This is a genomic window from Nocardia carnea NBRC 14403 (assembly GCF_000308515.1).
GTDB lineage: Bacteria > Actinomycetota > Actinomycetes > Mycobacteriales > Mycobacteriaceae > Nocardia > Nocardia carnea.
Genome location: NZ_BAFV01000028.1, coordinates 1 through 14,442, shown reverse-complemented (window position 1 = coordinate 14,442; position 14,442 = coordinate 1). Strand labels below are relative to the sequence as shown.

Annotated in this window: 12 protein-coding genes and 1 pseudogene; 2 read left to right on the top strand and 11 right to left on the bottom strand. The window is 68.4% G+C overall.

What is annotated here, in order from left to right:
• Positions 1–209: 209 nt before the first annotated feature.
• From ON22_RS10440 to steA, 4 genes are all read right to left on the bottom strand, one after another.
• Positions 210–1,157 carry a site-specific tyrosine recombinase XerD gene (locus ON22_RS10440; RefSeq protein WP_033246846.1) on the bottom strand — a complete coding sequence of 316 codons (948 nt, stop codon included), beginning with the start codon at positions 1,155–1,157 and terminating at the stop codon, positions 210–212.
• A 13-nt stretch (positions 1,158–1,170) separates the two neighbouring features.
• Positions 1,171–1,827, bottom strand: a complete 657-nt coding sequence (locus tag ON22_RS10435; RefSeq protein ID WP_033246847.1) for an NUDIX domain-containing protein — start codon at positions 1,825–1,827, stop codon at positions 1,171–1,173.
• Entirely contained in the window at positions 1,824–3,557 is a 1,734-nt protein-coding gene (gene pyrG, locus ON22_RS10430; protein WP_081595474.1) for a CTP synthase, read from the bottom strand. Before pyrG ends, ON22_RS10435 begins: the two co-directional genes overlap by 4 nt.
• Before the next feature lie 603 nt (positions 3,558–4,160).
• The gene (gene steA, locus ON22_RS10425; RefSeq protein ID WP_033246848.1) at positions 4,161–5,372 is read right to left on the bottom strand and encodes a putative cytokinetic ring protein SteA; all 1,212 of its coding nucleotides are present in this window, start codon (positions 5,370–5,372) and stop codon (positions 4,161–4,163) included.
• Positions 5,373–5,554: 182 nt separating this feature from the next.
• On the opposite strand from steA, the gene ON22_RS10420 reads away from it, so the two are divergent.
• Complete coding sequence (locus ON22_RS10420; RefSeq protein ID WP_033246849.1) at positions 5,555–5,974, top strand: SRPBCC family protein; 420 nt, start codon at positions 5,555–5,557, stop codon at positions 5,972–5,974.
• Positions 5,975–6,070: 96 nt separating this feature from the next.
• Here ON22_RS10420 and ON22_RS10415 read toward each other — a convergent pair whose 3' ends face one another.
• The 6 genes from ON22_RS10415 to ON22_RS10390 all read right to left on the bottom strand — a co-directional run bounded on the left by ON22_RS10415 (position 6,071) and on the right by ON22_RS10390 (position 11,620).
• On the bottom strand, positions 6,071–6,661 hold the full coding sequence (locus ON22_RS10415; RefSeq protein WP_051157406.1) for a PH domain-containing protein: 591 nt from the start codon (positions 6,659–6,661) through the stop codon (positions 6,071–6,073).
• 244 nt (positions 6,662–6,905) lie between these two features.
• Positions 6,906–8,678, bottom strand: coding sequence for a DNA repair protein RecN (gene recN, locus ON22_RS10410; protein ID WP_033246850.1), 1,773 nt, complete (start codon positions 8,676–8,678; stop codon positions 6,906–6,908).
• On the bottom strand, positions 8,656–9,630 hold the full coding sequence (locus tag ON22_RS10405; protein WP_033246851.1) for an NAD kinase: 975 nt from the start codon (positions 9,628–9,630) through the stop codon (positions 8,656–8,658). The genes recN and ON22_RS10405 overlap by 23 nt, the downstream gene beginning before the upstream one ends.
• Positions 9,627–10,448, bottom strand: coding sequence for a TlyA family RNA methyltransferase (locus ON22_RS10400; protein ID WP_033246852.1), 822 nt, complete (start codon positions 10,446–10,448; stop codon positions 9,627–9,629). Before ON22_RS10400 ends, ON22_RS10405 begins: the two co-directional genes overlap by 4 nt.
• Before the next feature lies 1 nt (position 10,449).
• Positions 10,450–10,725 (bottom strand): hypothetical protein, encoded by a 276-nt coding sequence (locus ON22_RS10395; RefSeq protein ID WP_033246853.1) that lies wholly within the window; start codon positions 10,723–10,725, stop codon positions 10,450–10,452.
• Positions 10,726–10,738: 13 nt separating this feature from the next.
• Positions 10,739–11,620 (bottom strand): HAD-IIA family hydrolase, encoded by an 882-nt coding sequence (locus ON22_RS10390; RefSeq protein ID WP_033246854.1) that lies wholly within the window; start codon positions 11,618–11,620, stop codon positions 10,739–10,741.
• 354 nt (positions 11,621–11,974) lie between these two features.
• Between ON22_RS10390 and ON22_RS10385 the strand changes: the two genes are divergently transcribed.
• Positions 11,975–12,463: a GyrI-like domain-containing protein gene (locus ON22_RS10385; RefSeq protein WP_033246855.1), complete on the top strand. Its 489-nt coding sequence runs from the start codon at positions 11,975–11,977 to the stop codon at positions 12,461–12,463.
• A 407-nt stretch (positions 12,464–12,870) separates the two neighbouring features.
• Here ON22_RS10385 and ON22_RS35610 read toward each other — a convergent pair.
• Positions 12,871–13,764 (bottom strand): annotated as a pseudogene (locus tag ON22_RS35610) (hypothetical protein); the annotation flags it as partial.
• Positions 13,765–14,442 lie beyond the last annotated feature (678 nt).

Genomic DNA, 14,442 nt, shown 5'->3' with positions numbered 1-14,442 from the left:
TTCCGCCGCTCCGGCTGTCGTCACGATCCGCTGCTCCTTATACGTTCCTGCCCGTCACCTCGTAGAGCGTAACGAGGCCGATCAAGGCACGGTCTCGCTTTCGCCACGGTCCGGCTCCTTCTAGACGCTACCTGTTGACAGCACTCCGGCGCCCAGTGTGTCAACCGGCGTGTTCTGTGATATTGCGCAGCCTGCGAATCCGGAGCCGCTCATCGTGCCCTGGGGTGGGCGGTGGCCCAGACTTCCCGCAAGGTCCCCACGGTCACCATTGTGTAGATCTGGGTCGTGGTGACCGACGCGTGCCCCAGCAGTTCCTGCACCACCCGCACGTCGGCGCCGCCGTCGAGAAGGTGGGTGGCGAACGAATGCCGCAGGGTATGCGGCGACACCGTGGCCGTGATCCCGGCATGCTCCGCGGCGCGCTGCAACACCTGCCAGGCACTCTGCCGGGACAACCGGCCGCCCCGGACGTTGAGGAACAACGCGGCCGCCGAACCCGGAGCCCGCACCCCGGCACGACCGTTCGCCGCCAACACGGGCCGCCCGCGCACCAAGTAGGCGTCCACGGCCGCCAGAGCGGGCCGCCCCACCGGGACGATCCGCTGTTTACCGCCCTTCCCCCGCAGTACGACGGCGCGACCCTCGAGGTCGAGATCGTCGAGATCCAGGCCGACGGTTTCCGAGATCCGCGCACCCGTCGAATACAGCAGTTCCAGCAGTGCGCGATCGCGGAGCCCGCGGGCGCCCGCGTCCCCACCGGCTCCGGTATCCGCGCCCACCGACTCCAGCAGCCGCAGCACCTGGTCCACGGGCAGCGCCTTGGGCAGCCGCTGCCCCACCATCGGCGGTTTCACCGCATGGGCGACATCGGTACTGATCAGCCCCTCGGCGGCGGCGAATCGATGCAGTCCGCGAACCGCGATCAGTGCCCGCGCGACCGATCCCGGTGCCAGCGGCGGATGCCGGTCGTCGCCCGTGCGCAGGGCGATCCCGAATTCTCCGATATCGGTTTCGCGGACCGCCTCGAGATCGGCGATGCCCCGGTCTTTCAGGTATTCCCGGTACCGCCCGAGGTCGCGCCGGTACGCCGACAGTGTGCTGCGGGCGGCCCCCCGCTCTACCGCGAGATGGTCCAGGTAGATATCGGCCTCGCGCACCGCATACCCGCCCTCAGTCCGTGTTCCGTTGCGCCGTCTGGCGCCGTAACAGCGCGCTCGGCAGCCCGGGCCACGGCGCGTCGGCCGGGCGCAGCGGCAGGTCCGCGGCATCGGCGGCGCTCAGCGCGAGCAGTCCGGCGACCGCGGTCGCGTTCACGATGTCGCCGGCCAGGGCCGCGCGCACCGCCGCGCCGAGCGGCATCCGCACCAGTTCCAGATCGGCTTCCTCGTGTTCGGGGGCCGGCCGGTCGGTCTCGGTCAGCCCGCGCGCCAGATACACCCGCAACGCTTCGTCGGTGAACCCCGGCGACAGCGCCACATCCACCAGCACCGACCATTCCCGCGCCGCCAGCCCGGTTTCCTCGGCCAGTTCCCGCTGCGCCGCCGCGAGCGGATCCTCCCCGGCGATATCGATCAACCCGGCCGGCAGTTCGAGCAGGCGCTCCCCGAGCGGATGCCGGTACTGACGGATCAGCACCACCTGCTCGTCGTCGTCCACGGCGACCACCGCGACGGCACCGTGATGCTCGACCACCTCGCGTTCCACGATCCGCCCGTCGGGCATCTCCACCTGGTCCAGCCGCAACGCCACGATGGCCCCGTTGTAGACCAGCCGGCTGTCGACGGTGCGGAAGGCGTGGCTGCCCGGTGCCGGTTGCGCGCCGGTCACGAGGCCTGCTCGGCGGCAGCCATTTCCTGATCTTCCTGCTCACCGGGAATGTCGACGGGGAGCCGTTCGGCCAGTTTGTACCGCAGCGCGGCCGCGATCAGCTCGGCGAACAGCGGATGCGGCCGGGTGGGCCGGCTCTTCAGCTCCGGATGCGCCTGAGTGCCCACGAAGAACGGGTGGACGTCCCCAGGAAGTTCGACGAATTCCACCAGATGCCCGTCCGGCGAGGTCCCGCTGAACCGGAGCCCGCTGGTGGCGATCTTGTCGCGGTAGCTGTTGTTCACCTCGTACCGGTGCCGGTGCCGTTCGGAAACCTCGTTGGCGCGGTAGGCCCGGGCCACCACCGACCCCTTCTCCAGTAGCGCCGGGTAGGCGCCGAGCCGCATGGTGCCGCCCAGATCGGCCTCGCCTGCCACGGCCTGTTCCTGATCGGCCATCGTGGAGATCACCGGGTGTTCGGTCTCGGGTTCGAATTCGGCGGAATTGGCATCGTCGAGTCCTACCGACCGCGCCGCCTCGATCACCATGCACTGCAACCCCAGGCACAACCCGAGCAACGGCAGTTTGCGGGTCCGGGCGTGATGGATCGCACCGACCTTGCCCTCGATCCCGCGGATCCCGAAGCCGCCCGGAATCAGCACCGCGTCCACATCGCGCAGTGCGGCCTGCGCCCCGGCCGGGGTTTCGCAATCATCGGACTGCACCCAGCGCAGTTTCACCTTCGCACGGTGCGCGAAACCACCCGCCCGCAGCGCCTCGGTGACCGACAGATACGCGTCCGGCAGGTCGACGTACTTGCCGACCAGCGCGACCTCCACCGTTTCCCGCGGCGTATGCACACGGTCGAGCAGATCGCCCCAGACGGTCCAGTCGACATCGCGGAACGGCAACCCGAGTTTGCGCACCACGTACGCATCGAGACCTTCCCGGTGCAGCACCTTCGGGATGTCGTAGATCGACGGCGCGTCCGGTGTGGAGATGCACGCGTCGACCTCCACATCGCACATCAGCGCGATCTTGCTCTTCAAACCGGCCGACACCTCACGATCGCAGCGCAGGATCAGCGCGTCGGGCTGGATACCGATACTGCGCAGCGCCGCCACCGAATGCTGGGTGGGTTTGGTTTTGAGCTCCCCCGAGGGCGCCAGATACGGCACCAGCGAAACATGCAGGAAGAAAACATTGTCGCGGCCGACATCGTGCCGGATCTGGCGAGCCGCCTCGAGGAACGGCTGCGATTCGATATCGCCGACGGTCCCGCCGATCTCGGTGATCACCACATCCGGTTCCTGCCCCTGCAGGTCGGGCCCGCGCATCGCCAGGACGCGCGCCTTGATCTCGTCGGTGATATGCGGGATCACCTGCACCGTATCGCCGAGATATTCGCCGCGCCGTTCCTTGGCGATCACCGACGAGTAGACCTGGCCGGTGGTGACGTTGGCGTCCTTCGACAGGTCGCGATCGAGAAACCGCTCGTAATGCCCCACATCGAGGTCGGTCTCGGCGCCGTCCTCGGTCACGAACACCTCGCCGTGCTGGAACGGGTTCATGGTGCCGGGATCGACGTTCAAATAGGGGTCGAGCTTCTGCATGGTGACTCGTAGCCCCCGTGAGGTCAGCAACTGACCGAGACTGGAGGCGGTGAGACCCTTACCGAGTGAAGAGGCGACACCACCGCTCACGAAGATGTGTTTGGTGGCTGTGCGCGCCTGAATCCGTGTATGACCCACGGGTCTTCACAGTAACACGAAACCCGCCCGGCGAATGACCGCCACTCCCCGTTAACCACCCGATCGCCCACCCGGCCCAGGCGGGTGCCGCAACCGCTACAGGTCCGCAGTTCCACTTCCACCCCGGCGGCACCACCGGCCACTTCCTCCACACCCGCAATCTCGCACCGGGGTTTTCGCGCCGCGGTATCCGGGCGCGCCCGAGTGCTGAAGAGTTGCGCACCACACCCGAGCACGGCTACACGCCGGCTCGAGCGCACGGCTGCCCCGGAGACACGACTGCGCCGGAGGAGAGCGGGAGGAGACCACCGACCGGCCGGAACACCACGTCGACGCGTGCGCAGTGCCCGACCGCCAGGGCACCCTCCCGGAACCGTTCGATGAGACTTCAGGCCGCCGTGCGGCCACCGAGCTGATACCGCACGGAGCCCGGGCCGGCGGGCGACGTTTTGCGGACCACAGAGGCCCGTGATCAAGCCACGGACTCGGCCCGTCGATACGTGGAGCCGTGCCGATCCAGTAGAACCGGGCGGGCATCGTCCGCGGATTTCGTGCCGGCCGCCGCGAATCCGTCGCGGCACGACCTGCCCCGCCCCGGACCGGCTATCCGGACCGGCCCAGTATCTCCCTGCCCCAGAGCTCGGCCCTGGTGAGCATGTCCTGCGCCCCCGCGAGCATCTCACTGCTGTGCCCGACCGCCAGGATCGCGACGATCGCCGCCCCGAGTACCGCCAGCACCAGCAGTGCTGCCAGCACACCCGAGAAACGGTTGCGGTACAGCGTCGCCACCGCGGAGGCGTCCATGATCGATTCCCCGACCTTCAATCGGGTCAGGAAGGTCGCCGGGTTGCTGTCACGGCGGCCGCGATCGAAGAATTCCTCCAGCGAGGCGCTCGCACCGGCCGTCACGATCAGCGCCGCCCCGTGATGGTGGGCGAGCAGCAGCGCCAGATCGGCGGGGGATCCGGAGCCCGGGAAGGTGATCGCCCCGAGGCCCAGTTCCTTCACCCGTTCCAATCCCTCGGCCCGGCCGTCGAGGTCGGCCGGGATGATCAGTTCGGCGCCGCAGGTCAGCGTTTCGGCGGTCAGTTCGTCGGGATTGCCGACGATCAGATCCGGCCGGTACCCCGACCGCCGCAGCGTTTCGGCACCGGCACCCACACCGATCAAGACCGGCGAGTATTCCTTGATGAACGGTTTGAGTTTCTTCAACTCCTCGGCGTGACCCGGCCCCATTCCGACCACCACTACCTGCCGGCCGTTCAGTTCCAGATCCGGTTTCGGTACGCCGATACCGTCCATGAGCAGCGAGGATTCGGTCCGGATGAATTCCAGTGCGTCCCCGGCGAACGATTCCAGATGTTCGGCCAGCCCGTTACGCGCTTCCCGCATCCGTTCGGCGATCGCGTCCTCGTCCAGTTCGAGACATTCGACCAGCACTTCGGGTTCCTTGCGGGTGAAGCGATCGGCGTAGACGACGCCGTCTTCGATCCGCACCCGGGCGCCGTCCTTGATCCGGCCGAAGGCATCCGAGCTCACGGTGTCGAGCAGCAGCACACCTCCTGCGACCAGAACTTCGGGTCCGACGTTCGGGTATCGGCCGGAGATCGACGGCGAGGTGTTCACCACCGCCGTCACCCCTGCGGCGACGAGCTTGTCGGCGAGGGATTGATCGATATCCATTTCATCGAGAACGGCTATATCACCTGGCCCGACCCGCGTGAGTAGCCGCCGGGTATCACGGTCGACCCGGGCGGTCCCGGTCCGGCCGGGCAGCGTCTCGGAGTTCTTCGACAGCAGCGCCAGCATCCTCATATAGCGATGATGTCGGTAAACCCTCAACCTTCGGTGGAGACACGCCGCTGACCGGCCATCCATTCACCCACTCGAGCAATCGGGCAGCTACCCGCAGGCGCCATTATCGGGTCGGCTGCACGCGGAAGCCGGACCCCACGCGCCGTATGCTGCCGGGCACAGCTATTCGAAGAGGAGACGCCATGGCCAGCACCACCGTCGACACCGTGATCGCCGCCCCACGGGCGACCGTGTACCGGCTGTTCGCCGACCGCGAGAGCATCAGCCCGTACCTCGCCGTGAATGTCACGCTCGTCCGACCGGGCGAGACCGAACGCGAGGGCGTGGGCGCACAGCACAAGATCGGGGTCGGACCGGTCGGCGTGGTCGAGGAGATCACCGCCCTGGTGCCGAACGAACGGATGGAATACAAGATCGTCAAGGGCGCTCCGGTGAAAAGCCATACCGGCGTCATCACCTTCGCCGACGCCGGCAACGGCACCCGCGTCGTGTACACCATGACCTCCGACCCCACCCTCCCTGTGCCTGCCAAGGCGCTGGAGGTCGGCTTGAAGGGCCTCATCAATCAGTTCATCGCCGCCGCCCGCAAAGCCGTCCGCTGACCGGTCACAACAGCTGACCCCACAGCGGGCGTCCCACGGCCCGCCGGCCACGGGTGCCGGCTCGGTGCCCCGGACCGGCAGGCCGGCGGTCGTGGTTCAGAACTGTTCGACGAACCGATACCAGCTGCCTTCCAGCAGCGTGTACCCGATATCGCCGTCGTGACGAGGTGGACCCTGTCCGGGTGCACCGTGCGGGAAGTAGGCGAACCCCACGAGATCGATGAGACCGCCATCGGTGTAGAGCAGGCAACCCCCGTCACGTTTCACCACGGAGGTGATGGTGTAGACGCCGTACCGTCCGTGGGCCGAGGCGTCGCAACCGGCCGCGAGGCGTTCGAGGCTGTCACCGGAAATCCGCCATCCGAGGTTTCCGGGGACGCCCGCCCAGACCAGGGCACAGGTCAGTACGACCGCGCCGGGCGCGAAGAGCAGCAACCGGTAACGGCGGTAGCGCACCACACCGAACAACCCGATCACCAGCCACAACGCACCCAGCAACACCAGCACCCAGCCTGCGAGCACAAGCGCGGGAAACGCGGCATCCGACATCAGCAACCACAGGATCACTACGCAGCAGACGCTCACCGACAGCGTGATCACCACGATCGATATGCGCCACCACCGGGACGCGGGCCGAACGAGTTCACCTTGCCGACACGGCTCGTCGTTGTGTTCGGCGGTGGTCATCGAATCGCGTCTCCTACCGGCAAAGCCGCGCGGTTTCCGTCGAGCGGCGGCGGGCCGAGCGAGTTATCCCGGTGCGCGCTGTGAAAGTAGCAGATCACCATCACACAGGCGGGTCTCGAGATCGGATCGCCCTGCCGGACTACGGCGTATAGGCCGGGCACCCGATGGCCTGACACACCTGCGTTTCCCGATATCGCACCCGGACTCCGCAACGCGAATCACGACGCCCGTGCAGCCGAGTGACTCAGCGCGCCGCCATCCGTTCGGCGCGGGCGATATTGAGCAGTTCCCAGGCGTGCGCGCGACCCGTTTCGGTGTCGTCGAGCCCGGCCAGCATCCGCGCGAGTTCCACGATCCGCTCGTCCTGGGTCAGCGCCCGGACCCCCGAATCCACGGCGCCTTCACCGTCATCGGATTTGTTCACCACCAGATGTGTATCGGCGAATGCCGCGACCTGCGCCAAATGGGTCACCACGATCACCTGATGAGTGCGGGCCAGCCGGGACAACCGGCGGCCGATCTCGACCGCGGCCCGGCCACCGACACCGGCGTCGACCTCGTCGAACACCATCGTCACGCCGTGTTCGTTCCCCGCCAGCACCACCTCGAGCGCCAGCATCACCCGGGACAGCTCACCGCCGGAGGCGCTCTTGTTCAACGGCAGCGACTGCGCGCCGGAATGCGCGGCCAGCCGTAACTCCACCTCATCCACCCCGGCGGGCCCGGCATGGAGTTCGGTGCCGTCGATCAGCAGCGGCGCCGAATCCTGCGGCCCGGCCGGCACCGGGCGGACCTCGACATCCAACCGTGCCTTCCCCATCGCCAGCCCGCCGAGTTCCTCGCTCACCGCCGCAGCCAGCTCACCGGCCGCCGTAGTACGCGCCTGCGATAATTTCACCGCCACGGCCCGCACCCGATCCGCGCCCGCATCGACCTCCGCTGTCAGCGCCGCCAGCGCCTCCTCGGAGACATCCAGCGATTCCAGCTTCGTCCGCGCCTCATCGGCCCAGGCGAGCACCCCGTCGATATCGGGCGCGTATTTACGGGTCAGCGATTTCAACTCGGCCTGCCGGGTCAACATCGAATCCAGCGCACCAGGGTCCGACGGCAGATCCGACAGGTACCCGCTCAATTCCGTGGTCAGGTCCACCACCACCGCGATCGCGTCGGCCAGCCGCGGTCCCAGCGCCGCCAGCTCCGGATCCTCGGAACCTTCGACTCGCGACCGCGCGACCCCCAGCGCATCCAGGGCGCCGGCGTTCTCCCCCGGATCGTCGTCCGGTCCGGCCAGCGCCTCGTGCGCCGTGGCCGCTGCTTCCCGCAGCGAATCCAGATCGCTGAGCCGGCGGATCTCCGCGACCAGGCGTTCGTCCTCACCCGGTTCGGGTGCGATCGCCTCGATTTCGGCGAGCGCCTGGGTGAGGCGTTCCGCTTCGGCCGCCATCTCCCGGCTGCGCGCCGTACGTTCCAGCAACGCATTCCGCGCGTCCAGCCAGGCCCGCCGATGGTCGGTGTATTCGCGCAACAGCGGCCCCACCACCGCGTCCGCGAACTGGTCCAGCGCCCGCAACTGCTGTTCGGGCCGCTGCAACCGCAATTGGTCGTTCTGCCCGTGCACGGTCAGCAACGGTGCGGTGAAATCCGCCAGCACCGACGCCGGCACCCCGCGACCCCCCAGATGCGCCCGGGACCGGCCGTCGCTGCCCACCGTGCGGATCGCGATCACCGTACCGTCGTCATCCGCAACGGCCGCTGCCGCTTCCAGAACCTGCTCCGCGTCACCGCGCGCGGTGTCGTTCACCTCGCCGAGGGTGAACCGGCCCTCCACTACCGCGCGGTTCGCACCGAGCCGTACCCGGCCGGCATCCGCCCGCGCCCCGCTGAGCAGGTGCAGACTGGTGACCACCATGGTTTTGCCCGCCCCGGTTTCACCGGTGAGCACCGTCAGCCCTTCGTGGAATTGCGCGGTGGCCGTGGAGATAACGCCCAGTCCGTCAATTCGTATCTCTGTCAGCACGTGTGCCCTCCGTTCGCCGCCGGCCCCGCCAACCAGTTACCGGCAGCTCGAACTTGCGCACCATCCGGTCCGCGAACGGCGCGGAATCCAGCCGCACCCACCGCACCGGCTCGGCACCACGGATCGCTTCGACCCGGCCGCCTCGCGGCAATGCGAGGGTGCGCCTGCCATCCAGGAAAACTATCGCATCATGGCCGGTGGCAACGGATTCGACCGCGATCCTGGAGTCCGGGCTGGTCACCAGCGGCCGGGCGAACAGGGCATGCGCATTGCTCGGAATCACCAGCAGCGCTTCCAGTTCCGGCCACACCACCGGCCCCCCGGCGGAGAAAGCGTATGCGGTGGAACCGGTAGGGGTCGCGACAAGAATTCCGTCACACCCGTAGGACGACACCGGCCGCCCGTCGACTTCCAGTACCACTTCGAGGACACCCATCCGAGCGGCGTTCTCGATACTCGCCTCGTTCAATGCCCAGCCGCGCTCGATGATCTCGTCATCGATCCGGACACTGACATCGATGGTCATCCGCTCCTCGACCCGGTAGTCGCGGCGGACCACCTGTGCGAGCGCTTCGTCGAGATGTTCGGCCTCGGCTTCGGTGAGAAAACCGATACGGCCCAGATTGATCCCGAGCACCGGAACGGTGACGTGCCGGGCCAGTTCCGCGGCTCGCAGCAGTGTGCCGTCACCGCCGAGCGCGAGGACCATCTCACAGCCCAGCGCCGCATCCGGCTCGTGCGCCACCACCTGCACCGGATAGCCCCCGGGTTCGGTGACCGGTTCGGCACCGGACTCGAACCGCGTGCTGTAGGCCTCGTCGGCGAGCACTCGCAACCCGATCCCGGCTTCCGCGCAGATCTTCGCCACCCGATGCGCCGTTTCGCTGATCTCGGCGCGACCCGGATGCGATACCAGCAGAATATCCCTGGCCCGGGGCGTATCCGCGTTCATTGCGGGCCTTCTTCGACGGCCAGCCGCACCATCTCCGCCACCTCGCCGGCCGAATCGCCGGATATCTCCTCCCGGCGCAGCCACAGAAAGTATTCGACATTCCCGGAGGGCCCCGGTAGGGGGCTCGCCACCACCCCGATTGTCCGCAGCCCGAGTCCGGCGGCCGTAGCGGCCACCGCGCATACCGCCTCCGCCCGCAACTGCGGATCCCGGACCACGCCGCCCGACCCCACACGTTCCTTACCGACCTCGAACTGCGGTTTCACCATCGGCACCAGATCGGCGCCGGGGACGGTGCACGCCGCCAGCGCGGGCAGGACCAGTGCCAGCGAAATGAACGACAGATCGGCGACCACCAGGTCCACCGGCCCTCCGATACCGTCCGGTGTCAGCGAGCGAACATTGGTCCGGTCGAGGACGTGCACGCGATCGTCGGTCTGCAACCGCCACACCAACTGTCCGTAGCCGACATCGGCGGCCACCACTTCCCGCGCCCCACGACTGAGCAGCACATCGGTGAACCCGCCGGTCGATGCCCCGGCATCCAGGCAGCGCCGGTCCGCTATCGCCAGGCCCCGCGGTTCGAACGCGTCCAGCGCGCCCAGCAGTTTATGTGCCCCGCGCGACGCCCAGGCCACCTCGTCGACCTGTTCCTTGACCACCAAGGGTGTCGCGGTTTCCACCGCGGTCGCCGGTTTCACCGCCACCGCACCGTTGATCAGGACCCGCCCGGCACCGATCAGTTCCACGGCATGATCGCGTGACCGCGCCAATCCGCGGCGGACCAATTCCGCATCCACCCGCGCCCGCCTGGCCACCTCAGATCTTGTCCACCGTCGCCAGAGCCTGGACCAGCACCTCGTGTGCCTGTTCCAGGATATGCGCGCGGCGGGCCAGGTCGGTTCCGGCGGATTCGTCCCCCGGTGCGCTGCCGGCGGGCCGACCGGCGAGTTCGGCGAGCAGTTCACGAACTTCGGCGCGGATCTTGTCCGGATCGGCGAGGTCGCCGTGGCCGGTCGCGCCGGGCAGATGCTGACCGGGCAACGGCACCCGGGCGGCACCGGGGGTGTTCGGGCGAGGAGTCGGGGTAGTCATCGTGAGGTCAACGCTATCGGATTTCCGAACGGGGCGCGCGTACCCTCAACGCCCGATCCGGCCGTGCGTCCAGTTCATTCCTGACGGCGGCGGGGTCGCCGGTATCGCAGGGCACCGGCGCACTGTTCAACGCTGCCAGGCTGCCGGCGATATAGGTCGGCCACCGGTGCGTGGGCAACCCGGTCAGTTCCTCGATCGTGCTGACGCCGGTAAGCACCAGCAATGAGTCCACCGCCACGTTCTCGGCGCCGTCGATATCGGTGTCGAGCCGGTCACCCACCACCAGCGCGGCGCGGGTCCCGGCCCGCTCCAAGGCGTTCTCCAGCAGCGGAGCATAGGGTTTACCCGCCACCACCGGTTCCCGGTCCGAAGCGGCACGCAATGCCGCAACCATGGCACCGTTACCGGGCGCCAGGCCCCGTTCGTTCGGCAGGGTCTTGTCGGTGTTCGCAGCCACCCACACCGCGCCCGCCCGCAATGCGTACGACGCTTCGGCCAGATCGGACCACGCGGTCTGCGGGGAATGTCCCTGGACTACCGCCGCCACGGATTCCGTAGCCCGCCGCACCGGCTGCAACCCCGCCGCCTTCACCTCGGCCGCCAGATCGTCGGTACCGACGACCAGCACCTCCGCTCCCTGCTCGACCCGGCCGGCGAGTAGCCGCACCGCAGCCTGCGCACTGGTCACCACATCGGTTTCCGCAGCCGGGTACCCCATTTCGGCGAGGTGAGCGGCCACCGAGCCCGCCGCGCGACTCGCATTATTGGTGACGTAGACCAGCCGCTGCCCGCCACCGGCAAGTTCCGCCGGCCCGCCCGCGATCACCGCGGACCCGCGATACAGCGTCCCGTCCAGATCCAGCAGCAGCGCCTCGTACCCGTCCCGCAACCGCATTCCACTCGCTTCCCGCACACTCGGACCCTACGTCCTCCCCTTCCACTGCCCGACGGGCACTCCACGCACGGACGCACGGACGCACGGACGCACGGACGCACGGACGCACGGACGCACGGACGCACGGACGCACGGACGCACGGACGCACGGACGCACGGACGCACGGACGCACGGACGCACGGACGCACGGACGCACGGACGCACGGACGCACGGACGCACGGACGCGAGAATGGTCGTGGGCCGCTGATCCGGCGACCCGCACAGCGATGATTCCGGGCGAAGAACAACGTCCTAACAGCGACAACCTACGCGGTCGCGATCCGCGCGACCGCCTACCCACCGTGGAGGACATGTGGTCGACGAACCCCTTGCTCAGAGCACCGAACCGGATCTTCTGGAAGTCACCGAAGTGAATCTCGCGGTAGTCCACGGTCGAGTAACTCCGGACGAGATCCGCACTTTCTTCGATACCTCGTTCGGACGTCTAGCCGCTGTACTCGACGCCCAGCCAGCGACTATCACCGGCCCCGCCCTCGCGATCTACGGCATCGCCGGCGAGCAAACCATGGAAATCACCGTAGGTTTCCCGGTCGATCGCCTGATTCGGCCGGACACCGACGTCGTACCCGGCGTGCTCCCCTCCGGGCGAACGGCTCACCTCGTGCACTACGGGTCCTTCGACGGACTGGAACAGAGCTGGGACCGGCTGCACTCCTGGATCACCGCGCGAGACCTGGCCCCGGGCAGCACCAGGTGGGAGGTCTACGTCACCGAGCCGCACCCTGATATGGACCCCGCCGATCTGCGCACGGAACTCAACTGGTCCATCACACCGGCATGATCCCCGGCCCGACACGGAGGAACGTCGGACAGCCGCCACCCTGCCTATAGTCCGGATCCGTGCCGAAACGTCGGGGCACCGCATACAGCGTTGCTCCATCCGGCCGTCCGTTCAGCCGGCTCCCGGCAGCGAAGTTTCCGACACGGGCACTGTCTTGCGATCACGCATCGGCATGGTCGCCCACTCGGTGACTTCTGGCGAGTCCGGTGGCGCCGGGTGAATCCGGCCTCGCCCCGAGAGCCCGCTGTCGGCCCTGCTTCGACAGCACTGTCACGCTGTCGAGCACGAGTCGACGTCCTAGAGCCCGCAGCAGATCGCGGCGACAGTTCCCCTCGACCAGCGTGCAGGCAGTGTGCCGCCCACCGCCGACCCGGATGTCCGGAAGCTCGACACCGGCTGCGCTGTTGTCAGGAACCCCCGGTCAGTTCCGCAGCACGCTCTTCGGCATCGGTTTCACCATCGAGGTCAGCCGCCGCGGCATTGAAGAACCAGGTCAGGCCCTCATCGGTACGCCCGGCCGCGACCAGCGCGTCGGCGTAGGCGTAGAAAAGCCGCGCCGGCCCGGATCCGGTGCGAGCCGGGTCGAGGTCGGAGGTTTGCAAGGTGACCACGGCCTGGTCGTACTCTCCCAGGTCCATCCGCGCACCCGCGACGACGATACGGAGCTCGATCGCGTCGTCGCCGGTCAGCGACCGGGCTTCGTCACTGCGGCCGATCTCGATCGCACGCTCGGGCCTACCCAGTCCGCGTTCGCAGTCGGCCATGACCGCGAGCAGCCCCGTGCCGCCCGCCATCCGCCGCGCGGCACGCAGCTCCGACAATGCCTCGGCCCACTCACCGGCGTGGTAGGCCACCACACCGGCCGTCTCCCGGACCACCGCGATCCGGCCCGCCCGCTGCCGAGCTGCCCGCGCATGCGCCAGGGCAAGTCGTGGATCATCGTCGAGTAGTTGTGCCGCCATGGCCAGATGACGTGCCACGGTTTCCGCATTGCCCTTGTCGAGACTCAGCAGGTCACGCCGGATGGTCGAATCCAGATCGCTGGCCTGGACGTTTTCGGGTAGATCCGGCTCGTCCGGACGCGGTGGCCGGCGGTCGGCTCCCCGGGCCGCGCCCTCGCCGCCCCGACGGCGCGGCCCTCCCGGACTACTGTCCCGCGATGGGGCCGATGACGCACCCGCCTCATTCCCCCGGCCGGGCCCGCGGTCAGCGCGGTCGGCCCCGCCACGGGAACCGAACCGGCGATCATCGGAACCGGCGCGCGGTCCACCGCGTCCGCCGAAGTCGCGCCGCCCCCGGTCGCCACCGCCATTGTCGGTGCGGTCCGAAGGTCGGTAATCGCTTCGCTCCCCAGATCCGCGGCCGGGCTTCTCCCCACCGGCCCGAGGGCCACGACTGCCGAAACCCCGTGCTTCGTCACGTCCGCCGCGCGGACCCTCGCCGTATCGGCCACCGCGCGAATCATCGCCACGGAAACGACCGCGATCATCGGATCCACCGGGCCTGGTGCCACGTTCTCCCGCCGGCCCCGGCCGTTCCGGGCGGCCTCGGTCGGGCCGAAAACCGCGATCGGAGCGGAACGACCCACGGTTGTCCTCGGCCCCACTGCCGCCGGCCGCTCCGGGTCTGCCGCGACGGTCCTGCGGTTCCGCGCTCCGATCACCTCGGGATGGGCCGCCCTCACGCCGGAAATTTCCGCGTCCACCGCCGGCCGACCGGCCGTCCCCGGGTTTGTCGCTGCCGGAACGAGGCGCATCCCCGCCCTCACCGGCCCGCCGGAACCCGTTCCCCGTCCCGGAAGAATTACGCCGGAACGGTTTCCGGCCATCGCTCTGTTCCGGCACGGCGGATCCCTCTCTCAAATGGAAATCAGGTGAATCGATAACGGTGAGCATGTACTCACCACAAGTCTAACGGGTAGAAATCCCGTACAGAAACGACGAAAGGGGACCCAGAATCTGGGTCCCCTTTCGTGAAAG